Genomic DNA, 17,337 nt, shown 5'->3' with positions numbered 1-17,337 from the left:
CCAATATCCGGGATATTGGATTCGGGATCCAATATCCGGATCCTGGATCCAACAACCCCCTCGACGCGGCGAAGGCCGGCCCCTCCCGGGGCCGGCCTTCGCCTTGCGCGCGGGGCGCGTCAGCCGGGCTGCTGGGTGGCGAGGCCGGGCGTGACGCCGTCGCCGCCGCTCTCACCGCTCCCCCCGCTGTCGCCTTCACCGCCACCGCCGCCGTTCCCGCCGCCGCCGTTCCCGCCGCCGCCGGGGCGGCCGGTGTCGGGCGGCTGAACCGTCGCCGTGTTGGTGGGCTCCCGGGTGGGTTCCTGGGTCGGCGGGGGCGGGGTGGTGGTGCCCTGGGTGGGCGCCGTCGGGGGCGGGGTCGTCGTACCGGTCGTGGGCGGCGGCGGCGTGGTGGCGGTGGTGGTCGGCGGAGCGGTCGTGGGCTGCTCCGTCGGCTCCTCGGTCGGCTCCCGGGTGGCGGTCGGGCCGCCGGACCAGGTCGGCTCGCCGTAGCCGCCGGTGTTCTCGTCGGTCTCCAGGTCGAAGGTGGCGTCCGAACCGCCGTTCAGGGCCCGCTCGGTGTAGGCGCCCCAGATCCTGGCGGGGTAGTTGCCGCCGCTGGCGCGGCCCGGCTCGATGGCGTCGGTGAGGGTGACCTGCTGGGCGATCTTGCCGGAGGTGTCCTCGCCGAACAGGGCGACGGCGGTGACCAGTTCGGGGGTGTAGCCGACGAACCAGGCGGACCGGTTGTTCTCGGAGGTGCCGGTCTTGCCGGCGGCGTCGTAGTCGCCGGCGGCGCGGAAGCCCGAACCGTCGCGGACGACGCCCGCCATGGCCTGGGTGACGGTGTCGGCGGCGCGGCGGCTGATCACCTGCTCGCCGGTCTGCTTGACCGGCTCGGCCTTGCGGTCGTGGTGCTGGGCGGCCTTGACCAGGGTGGGGGTGACCTTCTCGCCGTGGTTGTCGAGGGTGGCGTAGACGCCGGCCATGTCGAGGGTGGAGGCGCCCATGGTGCCGAGCGACATGGCGGGGGTCGCGCCGAAGTCCTGGCCGTCCTTCATGCCGAGGGCGAGGGCGGTCTTCTTGGTCTCCTCGATGCCGACGTCGACGATCATCTGGGCGTAGACCGAGTTGATCGACTTGTCGGTGGCCTGCTGGACGCTGACGGGTCCGTGCGAGACGTCGCCCTGGTTCTCGGGGGCGAAGGGGACCGGGCTGTTGACGACCTTGCGCTTGCTGGTGCCGTCGTAGACCGTGTTCAGACCGATCTTGCGCCCGTCCTGGGTCTCGGAGCCCTTGTCGACGGCGGTGGCGAGGACGATCGGCTTGAAGGTGGAGGCGGGCTGGAAGTCGCGCCGGGTGGCGTTGGACATCCAGTGCTCGGTGGCGCCGACGCCGCCGTACATCGCGACGACGCCGCCGGTCCTCGGGTCGACGGAGGTCGCGCCGGCCTGCACGGTGGCGGCCTTCTTGTCGCCCTTGCGGTCGATCTTGGCCTCGAGCTGCTTCTCGACGGCGGCGACGAGGTCCTTCTGCTTCCGCTCGTCGATGTTGAGGGTGATGGTCCAGCCGCCGGCCTTGATGTCCTCCTCGCTGACGCCCTGGCGCATCAGCTCCTGGTTCGCCGCCTCGACGATGTAGCCGGTCTGGCCCTCCATGCCGGGGAGCGGCTTGGGGGCGCGCGGGACGGGGAACTTCAGGCCGGCGCGCTCGGCGGCGGGGAGCCAGCCCATCTCGACCATGTTGTCGAGGACGTAGTTCCAGCGCTCCTCGACGAGCTTGCGGCCGGTGGCGCTGGCCGAGGTCCAGTCGTACTGGTTCGGGGCCTGGAGCAGGGAGGCGAGGTAGGCGCCCTGGGCGGTGGTGAGCTTGGAGGCGTCGGTGCCGTAGTACGAGCGGGCGGCGGCCTGGATGCCGTAGGAGGAGCGGCCGTAGTAGCTGGTGTTGATGTAGCCGGCGAGGATCTCGCTCTTCTCCGTCTCCTGGTCGACCTTGACGGCGATGATCATCTCTTTGAGCTTGCGGGTCGCCGTCTGGTCCTGGCTCAGGTAGAAGTTCTTGACGTACTGCTGGGTGATCGTGGAGCCGCCCTGCTTGCCCTGGCCGGTGAGGGTGTTCCAGGCGGCGCGGGTGGTGCCCTTGATGTCGACGCCGTTGTCCTTGTAGAAGGACTTGTTCTCGGCGGCGACGAAGGCCTGCTGGACGGGGAGCGGGATCTTGTCCAGGCCGACGATCTCGCGGTTGATCTCGCCGGTGCGGGCGAGGATCGTGCCGTTGGAGTACTTGTAGATGTTGCTCTGCATGGTCGCCTCGGCGTTGGCCGTGGGCACGGGGACAAGCAGGTAGACGGCGTAGAGGCCGCCGGCGCCGATCAGGCCGAGCAGAAGGAAGGTGCCCAGCACCTTCTTCCAGGTGAAGAGGCGGCGTATGCCCCGTTTCTTCGCCTTCTTGTCCGGTCGGCCCATGTGTCGCGTCGCTCCGCTCGTCGTGTGTCCCGTCGTCCCCGGCCCGGCGAGCCGCCGGATCAGCTCAGCAAGCTAACACCGGCAGTGCGGACATAGGGCAACCGATCACGCCTTTTCAGGACGTGAGAATCAGCACCCACCCCCAGGGGAACCGACGTCCGGGCGGACGTGATGGTTGCGTGAAGGACCGGTTCCGTTTCGGTGCTCCTCCCCCGCCGCTCCCGGCCCGTTCGGGCGTCACCCCGGCCCACCTGGCTATACAGCGTGCGTATACACGCCGTGTACAGTGATGCCATGTCCATCGGTCACACCCTTCTCGGCCTCCTCGAGACCGGCCCGCGCCACGGCTACGACCTCAAGCGCGCCTTCGACGAGCGGTTCGGCCACGACCGGCCGCTCCACTACGGCCAGGTCTACTCGACGATGTCCCGCCTCCTGAAGAACGGCCTCGTCGTCGTCGACGGCCTCGAACCCGGCGGCGGCCCCGAGCGCAAGCGGTACGCGATCACCGACGCCGGCATCACCGATGTCGCCGCGTGGCTCGCGACCCCCGAGAAGCCGGAGCCGTACCTCCAGTCCACGCTCTACACCAAGGTCGTCCTCGCCCTGATGACCGGCCGCGGGGCCGCCGAGCTGCTCGACACCCAGCGGGCCGAGCACCTGCGCCTGATGCGCGAGCTCACCCGCCGCAAGAAGGACGGCGACCTCGCCGACCAGCTCATCTGCGACCACGCCCTCTTCCACCTGGAGGCGGACCTGCGCTGGCTGGAACTGACCGCAGCCCGCCTCGACCGGCTCGCCGAGGAGGTCCGCCGATGACCGGCGCACCCCTCCTCCGCGCCACCGGACTCTCCAAGGCGTACGGCCCCACGCCGGCGCTCTCCGGAGCGGACTTCGCCCTGCGCGCCGGTGAGGTCGTCGCCGTCATGGGCCCCTCCGGCTCCGGCAAGTCCACCCTGCTGCACTGCCTCGCCGGCATCGTCCGCCCCGACGCGGGCACCCTCGCCTACGACGGGCGCGACCTCACCGCCCTCTCGGACTCCGCGCGCAGCACCCTGCGCCGTACCGACTTCGGCTTCGTCTTCCAGTTCGGCCAGCTCGTCCCCGAGCTGACCTGCGCGGAGAACGTGGCCCTGCCGCTCCGGCTCAACGGCGAGAAGCGGAAGGCCGCCGAGGCCCGGGCCGTCGAATGGCTCGCCCGCCTGGAGGTCGACGACACCGCGGGCAAGCGCCCCGGCGAGATATCCGGCGGCCAGGGCCAGCGCGTGGCCGTGGCCCGCGCCCTCGTCACCGCGCCCCGCGTGATCTTCGCCGACGAACCGACCGGCGCCCTCGACTCCCTCAACGGCGAACGGGTCATGCGGCTGCTCACCGACGCCTCCCGGGACACCGGCGCCGCCGTCGTCCTCGTCACCCACGAGGCCCGCGTCGCCGCCTGGTCCGACCGCGAGGTCGTCGTCCGCGACGGCTCGGTCCGCGACACGGAGTGGGCCGCGTGAGCCCGGCCGCCTGGGCCCGCGATCTGACCCTCGGCGCCCGCTTCGCCGCCACCGGCGGCCGTTCCGGGCTGCTCCGCACGCTGCTCACCGCGGCCGGTGTCGGCTTCGGCGTCGCCCTGCTCCTGCTCGCCTCCTCGCTGCCGAACATGCTGTTCCAGCGGGAGGTGCGGGAGGCGGCCCGCGCCGCCGACGCCGCCCACGAGGTCACCGACCCCCGCCCCGACACCTTCCTCCACTACACCCAGCACAGCTCCTTCCGGGGCGCCGGCCTCACCGGTCTGCTGCTGAAGCCGGAGGGGCCGAAGGCCCCGGTGCCGCCCGGGACGAAGGGCGTGCCCGCCGAGGGCGAGATGCTGGTCTCCCCCGCCCTCGCCGAACTGCTCGACTCCCCCGACGGCGCCCTCCTGAAGGAGCGGCTCCCCTACAAGGTCGCCGGGACGATCGGCGAGGCCGGCCTGATCGGTCCGAACGAGCTGCGGTACGTCGCCCACGCCGGCTTCCTCACCACCGACAACTACGACGGGCGCGCCGAGCGCTACGGCTGGTCGGTGCCCGAGGAGCCGATGAACGCCTTCCTGCTCCTCCTCGTCGTCATCGCGTACGTGGTGCTCCTCCTGCCGGTGCTGGTCTTCATCGCGACGGCCGCCCGCTTCGGCGGCGAGCAGCGCGACCGCCGGCTCGCCGCGCTCCGGCTCGTCGGCGCGGACAACGCCACCACCCGGCGGATCGCGGCCGGCGAATCGCTCGCCGGCGCGCTGCTCGGACTCGCCGTCGGCGCCGGGCTCTTCCTGGTGGCCCGGCAGTTCGCGGGCGCCGTCGAGATCTGGGACGTCAACGCCTTCCCGTCCGACGTCGTCCCGCACACCGCGCTCGCCCTGCTGGTCCTCGCCGTGGTGCCGGTCTCCTCCGTCCTGGTCACCCTGCTCGCCCTGCGCGGAGTGGCGATCGAGCCGCTGGGCGTGGTCCGCACGGCCACCCCGCGCCGCCGCCGGCTCTGGTGGCGGCTGCTGATCATGGCCGCCGGGGCCGCGCTGCTCGCCCCGACGATCGGCGGCATCCGGATGGACGACACGGCGATCGACACCGCCACCATCGGCGGCGGCACCGTCCTCGTGCTCATCGGCCTCACCGGCCTGCTGCCGTGGCTCGTCGAGGCCTCGGTGAAGCGGCTCAGGGGTGGTCCGGTCTCCTGGCAGCTCGCCGTCCGCCGGCTCCAGCTCTCCAGCGGCACGGCGGCCCGAGCGGTCAGCGGGATCGTCGTCGCGGCGGCCGGCGCGATCGCCCTCCAGATGCTCTTCCAGGCGATGGAGAGCGACTTCACCTCCTCCACCGGCCATGACACCACCCGCGCCCAGCTCCACACCTCGCTGGACGCCCGGAACGGCGACGAGGCGCGGCGGACCATCGACCGGCTCTCCTCCGTCGACGGCGTGACCGGGACGATCGGCACGACCACATCGCACGTCTTTCGGCCGGGCCCGCTGAAGCCGGGCGAGGACTTCGCGCCGATCACCCCGATCGCCGTCGGCGACTGCGCCTCGCTGCGCGAGTTCGCCACGCTGCCCTCCTGCGCGGACGGCGACGCCTTCGTGGTCCTGCCGCCGAAGGGCGCCACCGACGCCCCCGACGCCGACTGGATCCGCAGGACCGCCCGGGCCGGCGCGCAGGTCGCGCTGCGCGACCCGCAGGAGCACAAGGGCTCCGTGCCGCTGTGGCGGGTCCCCGGCGACGCCCTGAGCGTGACCGCCCGCCGCGACCCGGCCGGCCTGCACTTCTACGGTCTGCTGACCACCCCGGGGGCGATCGACGCGGTCCGCCTCGACGACCCGCAGGCCGAGGTGATGGTCCGGTTCGACCCGGCCGTCCCCGACGCCCCCGAGCGGGTACGGAACGCGGCCCTGGCGATCGACCCGACCGCCACGGTCCGCGGGCTGAGCGACACCGAGCAGAGCTCCCGCTTCGCCAGCGTCCGCACCGGCATCCTCGTCGGCTCGACCCTCACCATGCTGCTGGTGGCGGCCTCTCTGCTGGTGGCGACGCTGGAGCAGCTGCGCGACCGCAAGCGGCTGCTCTCCTCGCTGGTCGCCTTCGGCACCCGCCGCGCCACCCTGAGCTGGTCGGTGCTGTGGCAGACGGCGGTGCCGATCGCCGTCGGCCTGGGCCTCGCGGTGGCGGGCGGCCTCGGTCTCGGCTCGGTCCTGCTGGCGATGACGGGCCAGCCGATCCAGGACTGGTGGGTCTTCCTGCCAGTCGTCGGGATCGGCGCGGCGCTGATCGCAGCGGTGACCCTGCTCAGCCTGCCGCTGCTCTGGCGGCTGATGCGCGCGGACGGCCTGCGCACCGAGTAACCCGCCGGTCGGATGTACGAGACGCGGAGCGCGGGTTCCCGACACCGGGGGGTTTCGGGAACCCGCGCTTTCGTGCGTCCTCGGGGCGGTGGAGGCAGGAGCACCGCGGGACGGCGAGGGCGGGTGTCCCACGGCGCGCAGGGCTCAGGCGTCCCGCAGGGCGGCAGGGGTCAGGCGTCCCGCAGGGCGGCAGGGGTCAGGCGTCCCGCAGGACGGCGGGGTCAGGCGTCCGCGCCCAGCACCCGTACGGGGAGGGCGGCCAGTTCCTCGCGCAGTGCCTCGGCGAGCTCCTCGTACTCGGACTGGCGGGCCGCGCCGGCCCGCATCGCGAGGGCGACCCGGCGGGTGGGCGCGGGCTCGGCGAAGGCGCCGGTCCACAGGGCGGTGTTGCGGGCGGTCTCGACGGTGACGGCGGTGCGCGGCAGCAGCGTCACGCCGAGCCCGCCGGCCACCAGCTGCACGAGGGTGGCGAGTCCGGCGGCGGTGGTGGTGACCTCGGGCCCGTCCACCCGCCCGGCCTCGCGGCAGATGTCGAGGGCCTGGTCGCGCAGGCAGTGCCCCTCGTCGAGGAGGAGCAGCCGCTGTTCCTTCAGGGCGTCGCGCGGGATGCCGTCCCGGCCGGCCAGCGGATGCCCCTGCGGGGTGACGAGCACGAAGTCCTCGTCGAAGAGCGGCAGCTCGCTGACGCCGGGCACCCCGAGGGGGACGGCGAGCAGCAGCAGGTCGAGCCGGCCGGCGGCGAGCCCTTCGAGGAGGGTGGCGGTCTGCTCCTCGTGGACCTGGAGGTCGAGGTCGGGGTAGCGGCGGTGGACGAGCCGCAGGACGTCGGGGAGGAGATAGGGGGCGACGGTGGGGATGACCCCGAGCCGCAGCACCCCGGTGAAGGGCGCCTGGGCGCCCTCGGCCTCCTCCATCAGCTCGGCGACGGCGTCGAGGACGGCCCGGGCGCGGACCGCGAGCCGTTCACCGGCGGGCGAGAGCAGCACCTTGCGGGTGGTCCGCTCCAGGAGCTGGACACCGAGTGCCTCTTCGAGTGCCGAAACCGCGCCCGAGAGCGCGGGCTGGCTCATGCCGATGGCGGCCGCCGCGTCCCGGAAGTGCAGATGCTCGGCGACCGCCGCGAACGCTCTGAGCTGGGAGAGGCTGGGCTGCTTGGCCCGCTGGGAGGAGTGCTGGGGGACGTACGGGGATGCCACTGATAACCACCTTCGATCAACACGACCCACTCTAGCTATTTCCCTGATCAATGCACTGCGTGCCATGCTGTGATCCGTCCAACCCCTCATGGAAGCCCCCAAAAGGGACCCTTCCGAGCTGCAAGGAGAGCGCGTGCTCACTGTCGGCAACCAGTTCCCCACCTACGACCTGACCGCCTGCGTGTCGCTGGAGAGCGGCAAGGAGTTCGCGCAGATCGACCACAAGTCCTACGAGGGCAAGTGGCGCGTGGTGTTCTTCTGGCCGAAGGACTTCACCTTCGTCTGCCCGACCGAGATCGCCGCCTTCGGCAAGCTGAACGACGAGTTCGCGGACCGCGACGCGCAGATCCTCGGCGTCTCCGGCGACTCCGAGTTCGTCCACCACGCCTGGCGCAAGGACCACGCCGACCTGCGTGACCTGCCCTTCCCGATGCTCGCCGACTCGAAGCACGAGCTCATGAGCGACTGCGGCGTGCGCGGCGAGGACGGCTTCGCCCAGCGTGCCGTCTTCATCGTGGACCCGAACAACGAGATCCAGTTCACCATGGTGACCGCCGGTTCCGTGGGCCGTAACCCCAAGGAGGTCCTGCGGGTCCTCGACGCCCTGCAGACCGACGAGCTCTGCCCCTGCAACTGGAGCAAGGGCGAGGACACCCTGGACGCCGGCAAGCTCCTGGCCGGTGAGTGAGCATGGCCCTCGATGAGCTCAAGTCCGCCGTACCGGACTTCGCCAAGGACCTGAAGCTGAACCTCGGTTCGGTCATCGGCAACAGTGAGCTCCCGCAGCAGCAGCTGTGGGGCACCGTGCTGGCCTGCGCGATCGCCTCGCGCTCGCCGAGGGTGCTGAAGGAGCTGGAGCCCGAGGCGCAGGCGAACCTGAAGCCCGAGGCGTACCAGGCCGCCAAGTCCGCCGCCGCGATCATGGCGATGAACAACGTCTTCTACCGGACCCGGCACCTGCTGTCGGACCCCGAGTACGGGACGATGCGGGCCGGTCTGCGGATGAACGTCATCGGCAACCCGGGCGTCGAGAAGGTCGACTTCGAGCTCTGGTCGCTCGCAGTCTCCGCGATCAACGGCTGCGGCCAGTGCCTGGACTCGCACGAGCAGGTCCTGCGCAAGGCCGGCGTCGACCGCGAGACGATCCAGGAGGCGTTCAAGATCGCCGCGGTGATCCAGGCGGTCGCCGTCACCCTGGACGCCGAGGCCGTCCTCGCCGAGTAGTCGGCACGAGCACGACGAAGGGCCCCGGAGCGGACGACCGCTCCGGGGCCCTTCGTCGTGCTCCCGCTACTTCTTGAGCTCCGCGAGGAGCGCGAGGACGTCCTGGGTCATGGGCACGTCGATCCCCGAGAGGTCCGGCGCGCCCTCGCCGGGCTCTCCGTCCTCGTTCTCGTAGTAGCTGCGGTAGATGTCGATCTGCACCACCGCCTGCCCGTCGAGCACCAGCATCGCGCCGCCGTCCTCGCCCCGGTCGCCGAAGAACGCCCGCTCGCCGACGCCGGAGACCGGCAGGATCAGGTCGGAGTGCTTCGCGCGCGCGTCGAACTCGACCTCGGGGTCGATCTTCTTGTGCAGGGTGTACGAGACGGTGGCGCTCTGCTGCCGCTCGCCCTCGCCGAAGTTGATGTAGCAGGAGCTCTCGCTGAGGGCCGGTTCGTCGAGGAAGCGGCCGGGACCGCCCTCGATCCGCTCGCCGAGGACCAGGGCCATGGCCTTCATCCGCGCGGCGTCGCAGAACGCCTCGACCGGCTTGTACCCGCCCAGGTCCACGCCCTCGTCCCGCTGCGCCAGGCCGTACGCGTACAGCCCCGCGCCCCACAGGGCGGAGGCGACCAGCGCGCCGCCGAGCCCCCACAGCCAGGGCCTGCGGCCGCGCGGCGGGCGCGGCTCGCCCTCCTCCGCCGGCACCTCGGCCGTCCCGAAGGGGGCGCCGTCCACCAGTTCGGGTTCGGAGATCACGCCTTGCCCTTCCGCTCCGGCGAACCGGGCGCCGGGGTGGGCGCCACCTCGAAGGCGGTCGCGCCGCGCGGCTCGGGAGAGGTGAGCAGTGCCGGTTCCTGACTCCACGCCTTGAGGTAGCCGACGACGGTGTTGGTGACCGCGACGAGCGGGACGGCGACGACGGCACCGCCGATGCCGGCGGTCAGCCCGCCCGCGGCGACCGCGAGGACCACGGCGAGCGGGTGGACGCGGACGGCCCGGCCGAGGATGAACGGCTGGAGGACGTGGCCCTCGATCTGCTGCACGGCGAGGACCACGACGAGCACCATCAGCGCGGTGAACACGCCGTTGGTGACGAGGGCGACGAGCACCGCGAGGGCGCCGGAGATGACGGCGCCGACGAGCGGGATGAAGGCGAAGAGGAAGATGAAGACGGCGAGCGGGACCGCCATCGGCACGTCGAGGAAGTAGAGCCCGAGGCCGATGAAGACCGCGTCGATGAGGGCGACCAGGACGGTGCCGCGCACATAGGCGGTGAGGGTGCGCCAGGCGCGCGGACCGGCTCCGGCGACGCCGGGACGGGCCTGCGCCGGGACCAGTTTCAGCGTCCACTCCCAGACCTTCTTGCCGTCGTAGAGCAGGAAGAGGGTGGAGAACATGGCGAGCAGGATGCCGGTCATCGTCTCGACGACGACGGTCACGCCCTGGAGGCCGAAGGAGGTGATCTGTTCGGCGTTGGCGCCGATGGTGTCGCTGAGGTTCTTGGCGATGTCGTTGATCTGGCGCTCGGTCACGTGGAACGGGCTGTCCAGGAGCCAGCGCTTGAGTTCCTCGATGCCGTCCCTGACCCGGTCGGTGAGGGTGTCGACGTTGTCCATCACCTGCCAGACCACGAACCAGCCGACCAGGCCCATCACGACGAAGCCGGAGATGGCGGTGATGGCGGTGGCGAGCCCGCGCGGCACGCCCATGGTCCGCAGCCGGGCGACGGTCGGCTGGAGCAGGGCGGTGACGAGCAGCGCGGCGACGAAGGCGAGGACGACGAGCTGGACGGAGCTGATGACCCGCATCAGCACCCAGACCGTGCCGGCGAGGACGAGCAGCCGCCAGCCGGCCTCGCCGGCGACCCGCAGACCCCAGGGGATGGCGGAGACCGGGTCGGGCCGGGCGGGGACGGCGGGCGCGTAGGCGGGCGGGGCGGGGACGACGGCGCGGTCCTCCGGGAAGCCGCCCTCGGCGGCACCCTCCGGACCCGCACCGGCGGCGGGGGCCCCGGCCGGCTCGGCGGCAGGCGCCGCCGGTCGCGCTCCCCTCGGTCCGGCCTCCTCGGGCCGGTCGGCCTCGGCGCGCCGGGCGTCCAGCTCGCTACCGATGCGGCTGATGCCCTCCCCGAGCCGGCTCACCCATCGTGGCAGTCTTGACATCTCGTCCTTCTTCCCCCCGTTCGGTCCCTGGCAACCTACACGCCGGAAGCCCCGCACCGTAGGACGGTGCGGGGCTTCCGGAGGTTGAGCGCGCGCCGGTCTAGTACCAGCGGTTGGCCTGCCAGAACGACCAGGCGCCGCAGGGGCTGCCGTAGCGGCCGTTCATGTAGCTGAGACCCCACTTGATCTGGGTGGCGGGGTTGGTCTGCCAGTCGGCGCCGGCCGAGGACATCTTGTGGCCCGGCAGCGCCTGGACGAGGCCGTAGGCGCCGGAGGACGGGTTCTGCGCCCGGTAGTTCCAGCCGGACTCGTGGTCGATGATGTTGCTGAAGCACTGGAACTGCGAGGCCGGGATCATCTGGCGGGCGATCGCCTTGACCTCGGAGATGGAGTACGAGCCCTGGGCGGAGAAGCTCGACGCGTCGCGGACGCTGTCGCGACTGGCGCGCTCGGCCGCCTCCTTCTCGCGGGCCTCGCGCTCGGCGCGCTCCTCGGCTTCCTTCTTCTCCTGCTCCGCCTTCTCGTCCGCGGCCTTCTTCTTGGCCTCGGCGTCCTTGGCGGCCTTGAAGCGGGCGGCCTCCTCGGCTCCCTTGCGGGCGGTGGCGTCCGCGGCGGCGGCCTGGACGTCGGCCTGCTCCGCGAGGGAGGCGACCTGCACCTGCGCCTGCGCGCCGGCGGGGATGTCCGCGAGCAGCGTGCTGTCGGCCGCGGCGGCCTCGAAGTTGTCGTCAGAGGTGGCCTGGGCGGCGTTGCCCGTGGCAACTCCGACGACGGCGCCGACGGTGGTGACCGCAGTGGCTGACGCCACCGCGAATCCCCGGACCGAGATCCGGCTCACACGGTTTCCTTCCAGCATCCCCCGCAGCGGTGACCACGCGGGCGAAATCGTGCCCCTCGCGCTGGTCTTCGTCGTACCGGGTCACAGAAGACACGGGCCCGTGGTGCTGTGGGCGGCATACGGCGTCGATTGTGGAGTTGTGCGGTGCTGCTGCGCGCCTTCGAACGCTCGAAGGTGCACGGGTGCCGTATGCGGGGCCTGACGGAAGCAAGACTCTGCCGGACGCGGACGCCGCGAGGCAATTCTGTGTTGCGTGTGAAAGCTCACACCCCGGCGGGCGCCTGTGTTTTGACGGATGTTGCGGACACGGGGGCGCCGCCCGGCTAAGCTCCTGCGCTTCGCCGGGCGGCGCCAACTCCCGTACGGGAGCTAAAGAGTACGAATCGGACCTCTGCTCCTTACAGGTGTCCGTCCTCCAGCATCTCGGTGACCAGGGCCGCGATCTGGGACCGCTCCGAGCGGGTCAGGGTGATGTGCGCGAAGAGCGGATGCCCCTTCAGCTTCTCGACCACGGCGACGACTCCGTCGTACCGCCCCACCCGCAGGTTGTCCCGCTGGGCCACGTCATGGGTGAGGACCACCCGCGAGTTCGCCCCGATACGGGACAGAACGGTCAGCAGGACGTTCCGCTCCAGGGACTGGGCCTCGTCCACGATGACGAACGCGTCGTGGAGGGAACGGCCCCGGATGTGGGTGAGCGGCAGGACCTCCAGCATCCCCCGGGACAGCACCTCCTCGATCACCTCGCGGCCGGCGACGGCCGAGAGCGTGTCGAAGACCGCCTGCGCCCACGGGCTCATCTTCTCCGACTCGCTGCCCGGCAGATAGCCGAGGTCCTGGCCGCCGACCGCGTACAGCGGACGGAAGACCATCACCTTCTGGTGCTGCCGGCGCTCCAGGACGGCCTCCAGGCCCGCGCAGAGCGCGAGCGCGGACTTGCCGGTGCCGGCCCGGCCGCCCATCGAGATGATCCCGACCTCCGGGTCGAGGAGCAGGTCGAGCGCGATCCGCTGCTCGGCGCTGCGGCCCCGGATCCCGAACGCCTCCCGGTCGCCGCGGACCAGCCGCACGTTCCCGTCGGCGCCGATCCTGCCGAGCGCCTTGCCGCGCTCCGACTGGAGCACCAGGCCGGTGTGCACGGGCAGCTCGGACGCCTCCGGCACGTACAGCCGCTCCTGGTCGTACAGGAGGTCGATCTGCTCGGCGGAGAGGCTCAGCTCGGACATCCCGTTCCACCCGTCGGTGTCCGTGATGGCGAGCTCCGCGCGGTACTCCTCGGCGAGCAGGCCCACCGAGGACGCCTTGATGCGCAGCGGCAGGTCCTTGGAGACGACGGTGACGTCGTACCCCTCCGCCTGGAGGTTCCGCGCGACCGCGAGGATCCGGGAGTCGTTGTCCCCCAGCCGGTAGCCGGCCGGGAGGATGCCGGGGTCGGAGTGGTTGAGCTCGACCCTCAGCGTGCCGCCGAGCTCCCCGACGGGGAGGGGGGCGTCCAGGCGTCCGTACCTGACCCGGAAGTCGTCCAGCAGGCGCAGTGCCTGGCGGGCGAAGTAGCCGAGCTCGGGGTGATGCCTCTTCGCCTCCAGCTCCGTCACCACCACGATGGGGAGCACGACCTCGTGCTCCTCGAAGCGGGACATCGCCTTGGGGTCGGCGAGCAGGACGCTGGTGTCGAGAACATAGGTGCGCCGGTCGGAAAGGCGGCGCTTCGTGCTGGTCACCACGGAAGGACAGACCCCCTCTGAAGACCCGAAAAAGGCCGGGGTGCGACGGAATCACCGTTGTCGCGGCGGAATGGGACCGGGATCGGACCGCCCTGCGCGGGCCGAACTCCGGCCCTCCGCTTCTCCCGTACGTGTCCCGCACGGTCGTCCTGGTGCAAGGGGCCTCCCGGGTGGCGGTCTCCGTGCCGCTCACTTCACCAGGGTTATGCCCTCGAACACTCCCGGCCATGCCAGGGCATATGACGGCGTGTGCGTGAACGTGCGGTGACGCCCCCGGGACCTGACCTCGGACGGAGGGGGTGGGGCCTCAGGAGCCGTAGCGCCGGTGCCGGGCGGCGTAGTCGCGCAGCGCCCGCAGGAAGTCGACCTTGCGGAAGGCCGGCCAGTGGACCTCGCAGAAGTAGTACTCGGAGTGCGCGCTCTGCCACAGCATGAAACCGGACAGGCGCTGCTCGCCGCTGGTGCGGATCACCAGATCCGGGTCGGGCTGCCCGCGCGTGTACAGGTGCTCGGAGATCAGGTCGATGGAGACGGTCTCGGCCAGCTCCTCGAAGCTGGTGCCGCGCTCGGCGTGGTCCAGGAGGAGCGAGCGGACCGCGTCCGCGATCTCCTGCCGGCCGCCGTAGCCGACGGCGACGTTGACGAGTATCCCGGCGTTGCCCCGGGTGGACTCCTCGGCCTCCTTGAGGACCCTCTGGGTCCGGGCGGGCAGCAGGTCCATGGTGCCCACGTGGTGCACCCGCCAGCGCCCGTCCGAGGCGAGCGCCTTCACCGCGTCCTCGATGATCCCGAGCAGCGGGACCAGCTGCGCCTCGGGGCGGCTCAGGTTGTCCGTGGAGAGCATCCAGAGCGTCACGACCTCGACGTCCGTCTCGGCGCACCAGCCGAGCAGCTCCCGGATCTTGTCCGCGCCGGCCTTGTGTCCCTGCTCGGGAGTGCCGCCGGACGCCTTCGCCCAGCGCCGGTTGCCGTCGAGGATGACCCCGATGTGCTTGGGCACCTGATCGTGGTCGAGACGGCCTTCCACCCGGCGTGCGTAGAGCCCGTACACCAGGTCGCGCAGGTTCACTGTTCTTTACCCTCCATGGGCGGGCGGATCGCAAGCCGCCACACTACTGCGGCCGGATGAAGCGTCCCAGTCCGGGCGTGTCACAACTCCCCACGGGAGTGTCACAAGTCCGTGATAAGCCTGGATACGTGACTGATTCCCCCCTCTACCGCGCCGCCGCGGAGCGCTACGACTCCATGGAGTACCGCCGCTCGGGCCGCAGCGGGCTCAAGCTCCCCGCCGTCTCCCTGGGCCTGTGGCACAACTTCGGCGACGACCGGACACTCGACTCCCAGCGGGCGATCCTGCGCCGCGCCTTCGACCTCGGCGTCACCCACTTCGACCTGGCGAACAACTACGGCCCGCCGCCCGGCTCGGCCGAGCTGAACTTCGGCAAGATCTTCGCCCAGGACTTCGCCCCCTACCGGGACGAGCTGATCATCTCGACCAAGGCCGGATACGAGATGCACCCCGGCCCGTACGGCGAGTGGGGCTCCCGCAAGTACCTGCTGTCCTCGCTCGACGCCTCCCTGAAGCGGATGGGCCTCGACCACGTCGACATCTTCTACTCGCACCGCTTCGACCCGGAGACCCCGCTGGAGGAGACCATGGGGGCGCTCGCCTCCGCGGTCCGGCAGGGCAAGGCGCTGTACGTCGGCGTCTCCTCGTACAACGCGGAGCAGACCGCCGAGGCCGCCCGCCTGCTGAAGGAGATGGGCGTCCCGGCCCTGATCCACCAGCCCTCGTACTCGATGATCAACCGCTGGACCGAGGACGACCGGCTGCTCGACACCCTGGAGACGGCAGGCATGGGCTGCATCTCCTTCGTGCCGCTCGCCCAGGGCCTGCTCACCAACAAGTACCTGAAGGGCGTCCCGGAGGGCTCCCGCGCCACCCAGGGCAAGTCCCTCGACCCGAACCTGCTCTCCGAGGAGGTGCTGCGCCGGCTCCACGGCCTCGCCGGGATCGCCGAGCGTCGCGGGCAGTCGCTGGCCCAGCTGGCGCTGAAGTGGGTGCTGCGGGACCCGCGGATGACCTCGGCCCTGATCGGCGCGTCGAGCGTCGGGCAGCTGGAGGAGAACGTGGCCGCGCTGGCCTCCGCCCCGCTCACGGACGCGGAGCTGAAGGAGATCGACTCCTTCGCCGTCGACACCGCCGGCACCAACATCTGGGCCGGACGGGGCTGACCCGCACGGGTCACGACGCACCGGGAAAGAAAAAACGGGCCGGTCCGTGGGGGGGATACGGACCGGCCCGAGGGGGGGGTTCCACCATAACCCTTCAATAGTCGGGCTGCGCGCCACGTGCGCCGGGCGAAGCCGTCGGATTTCCCCGGATCCCAGGCGGCACAAGGGTTCCAGCCCTCTGTGGCGGGTTTGCGCCCCGGCGTGGCGGCGGACTTCCGTCCCTCCGACGGGGGAACGCCCGGTGCCCGCCCCGCGTTGACGCCGCGGCTGGTGGACGCGGGTGGAGTGGCGCTCCGCGACGACGCCATGGCGCTGCGCGTCCGGCCGGCCCTCCGGGGGGAGCCGGGGTCGGGCGCGGGTCAGGGGACGGCGGTGAAGGCGCCGAGGGCGAGGCCCAGGAGGGCGCCGGAGAGCATGAAGGGACCGAACGGGATCGCCGAGGAGCGCCCCGCCCGGCCGAGCAGGACACGCCCGAAGCCGTATCCCGCGCCCAGCAGGAAGCCCAGGAAGGCGCCGGTGAAGAGCACGCCCCAGCCGTACCAGCCGAGGGCGGCGCCCAGCGGCAGGGCCAGCTTCACGTCGCCGAAGCCGAGGCCCCGCGGGCTGATCAGGTGCAGCGCGAGATAGCCGCCGCCGAGCGCGAGGGCCCCGAGCAGCGCGTGGGCCCAGGACCCGGCGTCGTACGGGGCGAGCTCGGCGGCCCCCAGGAGCAGCGGCACGGCGAGCGCGAGCGGCAGCGTCAGCCCGTCCGGCAGCCGCTGCACCCGCACGTCGACGCAGGCGAGCAGCACCCCGAACGGCGCGGCGAGCAGCCAGACGGCGAGCTCGGGCCGGGGCCCACCGGTGGCCGCGGCGAGCAGCGCGCAGACCAGCGCGGTCAGCACCGGCACCGCGAACGGCGCCGGCGTCGTCGCGCAGGCGTCCCGCCCCGGCCCGCCGAGCCACCCGCGGGCCGGCCCGGCGAGCACGTGCCCCGCGGGGCACAGCTCGCGCCAGGCCTCCTCCGGCTCCACCGAGAGCCGGTACGCGGCCCGCGGCACCAGCAGCCCGACGGCGGCACCCCACAGGGCGGCGAGAGCGATCAGCGAGGCGTGCACGGGCCGACCTTAGGCCCTCCAGGGCGTCGGGGCCGGACCGGAGCGGTACGGCCCGGCCAGGACGTTGGGGTCGGCGTCATGGGGCGGAGCGGTACGGCCCGGCCAGGACGTTAAGGTCGGGGCCATGGGGCGGAGTTGGCGCGACGGGACGGGGTCACTGGCGGTACCGGGCGGCGCGGTGGTCCCGGTGGAGATCGCGGCCTCCTACCGGGCGCGGCGGCGCGGGCTGCTCGGGCGGGACGGGATCGCGGGAGCGATGCTCCTCACGCCGACGAGCAGCGTCCACACCTTCGGCATGCGCTTCCCGATCGACGTCGCCCACCTGGACCGGCACCTGCGGGTCCTCGCCGTGGTCACCATGCCTCCCGGCCGGCTCGGGGCGCTCCGGCTCCGCGCCCGCCACGTGCTGGAGGCGGAGGCGGGCGCGATGGCGGGATGGGGGCTGCGGCCGGGGGTGCGGGTGGCCGTGGAGCCTTCCGGCGGGGGCGGGGCCGGCGCCTGACGGTGGGGCGGGCGGCGTGACGGTGGGGCGGGGAGCCGGGGGTTCGACCGGGCCTGACGGGAGGGCCGGAGCCGCGGCTGACCGAG

15 protein-coding genes are annotated in these 17,337 nt (G+C 72.1%); 7 read left to right on the top strand and 8 right to left on the bottom strand.

The genetic code is table 11. The features are described 5' to 3' along the window. Nucleotides 1-119 precede the first annotated feature (119 nt). On the bottom strand, nucleotides 120-2,444 hold the full coding sequence (locus ACF1BN_RS34605) for a transglycosylase domain-containing protein (RefSeq protein ID WP_392335548.1): 2,325 nt from the start codon (nucleotides 2,442-2,444) through the stop codon (nucleotides 120-122). A gap of 294 nt (nucleotides 2,445-2,738) precedes the next feature. On the opposite strand from ACF1BN_RS34605, the gene ACF1BN_RS34600 reads away from it, so the two are divergent. The 3 genes from ACF1BN_RS34600 to ACF1BN_RS34590 are packed head-to-tail and all read left to right on the top strand — an operon-like array spanning nucleotide 2,739 to nucleotide 6,291. Continuing rightward, entirely contained in the window at nucleotides 2,739-3,263 is a 525-nt protein-coding gene (locus tag ACF1BN_RS34600) for a PadR family transcriptional regulator (RefSeq protein WP_392335547.1), read from the top strand. Continuing rightward, nucleotides 3,260-3,943, top strand: a complete 684-nt coding sequence (locus ACF1BN_RS34595; RefSeq protein WP_392335546.1) for an ABC transporter ATP-binding protein — start codon at nucleotides 3,260-3,262, stop codon at nucleotides 3,941-3,943. Before ACF1BN_RS34600 ends, ACF1BN_RS34595 begins: the two co-directional genes overlap by 4 nt. Continuing rightward, nucleotides 3,931-6,291 (top strand): FtsX-like permease family protein, encoded by a 2,361-nt coding sequence (locus ACF1BN_RS34590; protein WP_392335545.1) that lies wholly within the window; start codon nucleotides 3,931-3,933, stop codon nucleotides 6,289-6,291. The genes ACF1BN_RS34595 and ACF1BN_RS34590 overlap by 13 nt, the downstream gene beginning before the upstream one ends. A gap of 221 nt (nucleotides 6,292-6,512) precedes the next feature. Here the strand turns inward: ACF1BN_RS34590 and ACF1BN_RS34585 are convergent, their stop codons facing one another. Beyond that, on the bottom strand, nucleotides 6,513-7,487 hold the full coding sequence (locus ACF1BN_RS34585) for a hydrogen peroxide-inducible genes activator (protein WP_392335544.1): 975 nt from the start codon (nucleotides 7,485-7,487) through the stop codon (nucleotides 6,513-6,515). A 133-nt stretch (nucleotides 7,488-7,620) separates the two neighbouring features. Between ACF1BN_RS34585 and ACF1BN_RS34580 the strand changes: the two genes are divergently transcribed. Together ACF1BN_RS34580 and ACF1BN_RS34575 are read left to right on the top strand one after the other, a co-directional pair. Beyond that, the gene (locus tag ACF1BN_RS34580) at nucleotides 7,621-8,175 is read left to right on the top strand and encodes a peroxiredoxin (RefSeq protein ID WP_376597403.1); all 555 of its coding nucleotides are present in this window, start codon (nucleotides 7,621-7,623) and stop codon (nucleotides 8,173-8,175) included. A gap of 2 nt (nucleotides 8,176-8,177) precedes the next feature. Then, on the top strand, nucleotides 8,178-8,711 hold the full coding sequence (locus ACF1BN_RS34575) for an alkyl hydroperoxide reductase (protein ID WP_392335543.1): 534 nt from the start codon (nucleotides 8,178-8,180) through the stop codon (nucleotides 8,709-8,711). Nucleotides 8,712-8,777: 66 nt separating this feature from the next. Here ACF1BN_RS34575 and ACF1BN_RS34570 read toward each other — a convergent pair whose 3' ends face one another. The 5 genes from ACF1BN_RS34570 to ACF1BN_RS34550 form a co-directional block, all read right to left on the bottom strand. After that, on the bottom strand, nucleotides 8,778-9,449 hold the full coding sequence (locus tag ACF1BN_RS34570; protein ID WP_392335542.1) for a hypothetical protein: 672 nt from the start codon (nucleotides 9,447-9,449) through the stop codon (nucleotides 8,778-8,780). Continuing rightward, entirely contained in the window at nucleotides 9,446-10,855 is a 1,410-nt protein-coding gene (locus ACF1BN_RS34565) for an AI-2E family transporter (protein WP_392335541.1), read from the bottom strand. Before ACF1BN_RS34565 ends, ACF1BN_RS34570 begins: the two co-directional genes overlap by 4 nt. A 100-nt stretch (nucleotides 10,856-10,955) precedes the next feature. After that, the gene (locus tag ACF1BN_RS34560; RefSeq protein ID WP_376606227.1) at nucleotides 10,956-11,693 is read right to left on the bottom strand and encodes a transglycosylase SLT domain-containing protein; all 738 of its coding nucleotides are present in this window, start codon (nucleotides 11,691-11,693) and stop codon (nucleotides 10,956-10,958) included. Nucleotides 11,694-12,091: 398 nt separating this feature from the next. Further along, nucleotides 12,092-13,417, bottom strand: a complete 1,326-nt coding sequence (locus tag ACF1BN_RS34555; protein WP_392335540.1) for a PhoH family protein — start codon at nucleotides 13,415-13,417, stop codon at nucleotides 12,092-12,094. Between the two features lie 307 nt (nucleotides 13,418-13,724). Continuing rightward, on the bottom strand, nucleotides 13,725-14,486 hold the full coding sequence (locus ACF1BN_RS34550) for an isoprenyl transferase (protein ID WP_392335539.1): 762 nt from the start codon (nucleotides 14,484-14,486) through the stop codon (nucleotides 13,725-13,727). Between the two features lie 128 nt (nucleotides 14,487-14,614). On the opposite strand from ACF1BN_RS34550, the gene mgrA reads away from it, so the two are divergent. Next, nucleotides 14,615-15,652, top strand: coding sequence for an L-glyceraldehyde 3-phosphate reductase (mgrA, locus tag ACF1BN_RS34545; RefSeq protein ID WP_392335538.1), 1,038 nt, complete (start codon nucleotides 14,615-14,617; stop codon nucleotides 15,650-15,652). Nucleotides 15,653-16,011: 359 nt separating this feature from the next. Here mgrA and ACF1BN_RS34540 read toward each other — a convergent pair whose 3' ends face one another. After that, a complete protein-coding gene (locus tag ACF1BN_RS34540) occupies nucleotides 16,012-16,749 on the bottom strand; it encodes a prepilin peptidase (RefSeq protein ID WP_392335537.1) in 738 nt (245 codons plus the stop codon). A gap of 124 nt (nucleotides 16,750-16,873) precedes the next feature. On the opposite strand from ACF1BN_RS34540, the gene ACF1BN_RS34535 reads away from it, so the two are divergent. Next, nucleotides 16,874-17,251, top strand: a complete 378-nt coding sequence (locus ACF1BN_RS34535; protein ID WP_392335536.1) for a DUF192 domain-containing protein — start codon at nucleotides 16,874-16,876, stop codon at nucleotides 17,249-17,251. Nucleotides 17,252-17,337: the final 86 nt, after the last annotated feature.

Source organism: Streptomyces sp. NPDC014861, from assembly GCF_043081625.1.
GTDB lineage: Bacteria > Actinomycetota > Actinomycetes > Streptomycetales > Streptomycetaceae > Streptomyces.
Note: the sequence above shows the minus strand (reverse complement) of the source record. Positions and strands in the feature narration are given on the sequence as shown.